Origin of the sequence: Globicatella sp. HMSC072A10, from assembly GCF_001811625.1 — a bacterium.
Taxonomy (GTDB): domain Bacteria; phylum Bacillota; class Bacilli; order Lactobacillales; family Aerococcaceae; genus Globicatella; species Globicatella sanguinis.
In genome coordinates this window covers 61,574-64,185 of the sequence record NZ_KV805822.1, presented here as the reverse complement: position 1 = coordinate 64,185, position 2,612 = coordinate 61,574, and the positions used below count along the sequence as shown (strand labels likewise).

Sequence of the window (2,612 nt, the reverse complement as noted above, 5' to 3'; positions counted from 1 at the left end):
TTACCAACACTACTTGACATAGAGCCATTATTCAACTGTCACGGATTTTGCTAAGTTACGTGGTTTGTCAACGTCTAAGCCTCTGTGTAAGGCTGTATAATAAGCCAGTAATTGTGTTACTACCACAACACCTAAAGGTGCTAATAATGTTGGCATATTTGGTAAAATAAAGAAGTCATCTTCGTTGGCTACTTCTTCAGTACTAATGACAATTGCTTTAGCTCCACGTGCTTTAACTTCTTCCACATTACCACGTGTATGAGCCGCCACAGCTGAATTACTAATTAAAGCAATGACAGGTACCCCTTCTTCAATTAAAGCGATAGTACCATGTTTTAATTCTCCTGAAGCGAAAGCTTCTGTTTGGATGTATGAAATCTCTTTTAATTTCAAAGCACCTTCCATAGAAACATAGTAGTCAGATAAACGTCCAATGTAGAAAGCATTGCGATTTTCAATTAAATTATTTTGAACCCACTCTTCTAACATCGATTTTTCTGATAAGACACCTTCCATAATCGCTGCAATTTTACTTAATTCTTGATGCATATCGAATAAAGCAGGTAAATTACGTTCTACACGCATCGCTTCTGCAATGATTGACATAACCGCAATTTGGGCTGTATAAGCTTTGGTAGAAGCCACAGCAATTTCTGGTCCAGCGTATAATAACATGGTATAAGTTGCTTCACGAGATAAAGTAGAACCTTTAACATTGGTGATTGTTAATGAATGGTAACCTAATTCATTGACTTTAACTAATGCTTGACGACTATCAGCCGTTTCACCACTTTGAGTTAAGAAAATAAAGAATGGTTTGTCCCCTAATAAAGGAATATCATAACTAAATTCACTTGCTAAATGAACTTCAACTGGCGTTTTCGTTAATTTTTCAATCACAGATTTACCAACCCAACCTGCATTGTAACTTGTACCACATGCCACAATATGAATACGGTCCGCATTTAATAAATCAGCTTTTAATTCAGGTTCAATTTCAAATTGATCTTCTGCATTCGTATACTCAGAAATCAAGCGACGAATTACCGTTGGTTGCTCATCGATTTCTTTAATCATATAGAAAGGATAAGTACCTTTTTCTAAATCATCCGCATCTAATTCCGCAATAAATGGTTGACGATCAACCACTTCACCAGAATATTTTTCGATTTGCACATGATTTTCAGTTAAAGTCACTAATTCTTTATCATGGATTTCTAAATACTGGTTAGTCATTTGAATCGCAGCCATCGCGTCAGAGCAGATTAAATTAAATCCTTCTCCTAATCCGACTAATAATGGACTTTTATTTTTTGCTGCATATAAAGTATCAGGATCTTCATTATCAATTAAACTGAAAGCATAAGAACCTTCAATAACTGATAAAGCTTTTAAGAAAGCAGTTTTAGTGTCCATACCTTCATTTGAAAAATGTTCTACTAAGGCTACCGCTACTTCTGTATCAGTGTCTGAATAGAAATTAACATCAGCTAAATATTGTTCTTTGATTTGAGTATAGTTTTCAATTACACCATTATGAACTAAAACGAAACGGCCATTTGGTGAAGTATGAGGATGGGCATTTTCCACTGTTGCAGGACCATGAGTAGCCCAACGTGTATGACCAATCCCAATTGAAGCCGGTAAATCAAAATCAACAGTTGCTTTTAAATCTGCAATACGACCTACTTCTTTAAATAAACCATTATGAGTTTCATCTTTTACATAAATACCAGCTGAATCATAACCACGGTATTCTAATTTTTCTAACCCATTAATCAAAAATTCTTGTACTTTACCATTACCAACAAAACCTACTACACCACACATATAAATATCTCCTTTTTATATCAATTTATATTGCTTTTAGGTGTTGTGTTTCTTTTTGTGAGAACCTTTCGGTTATTCTTTGTAGAAACACTGTAGACTACACTGCCTTGAACCATCCGCCGAATCTTTCGATAAGTTCAATCCTCGTCACCTTTTCAGGCCTGGCGCTATCCGATATTATTTTTATCCTCCTATAAGTTATTTTCTAAAAGCTTTTTTATTTTACCCTTTTTTTCATGAAAATGTCAAGAACTTGCGACCTAATTCACAAGGTTTCTATGATAATTTTCATGTTGTTCTGCTTGATAGAATAAAAGGCCTAAAAGTTGAGCCCTTTATTTTCTTAAATTTCGTCTATATAAAATTATGTATAAAAGTTACAATAAGATTACTCAATTTGTTGCATGTAACTTTCCCCAGTTACAAACCAATGCAACAATCTAATCAGCTACCGCCAAGTATTTAATCAACCAAAATAGATACTCTTCAAATCAGCTATCTCTACTCACTCCGTCATACCTTACCCGAAGGCGAAAGGCATCAGCAGAAATTTTTCGTGAGGAAAATTTCAACCTCTTAAACCTCTCTCTTTCTCTCTTTTTTATGAATAATTATGCGTTAGTTTATTATCATTAGTAAAGCCAAGGTTTTATTTTCTTACAAAATGTGTATGAGTCATTATTAATAAAGTTAAGCAAAACAGATAAGTTAGTGGATTGTTATTAGCAATGTTAAGCATAAATTCTGCATGAGTTTGGGCAAAAACTTTTTAAATTCTGTTC

At 34.1% G+C, this 2,612-nt stretch carries 1 protein-coding gene; it reads right to left on the bottom strand.

The features are described from left to right. Positions 1 to 27 precede the first annotated feature (27 nt). Positions 28 to 1,830, bottom strand: a complete 1,803-nt coding sequence (gene glmS / locus HMPREF2811_RS10935; protein ID WP_071409346.1) for a glutamine--fructose-6-phosphate transaminase (isomerizing) — start codon at positions 1,828 to 1,830, stop codon at positions 28 to 30. Between the last annotated feature and the right edge of the window lie 782 nt (positions 1,831 to 2,612).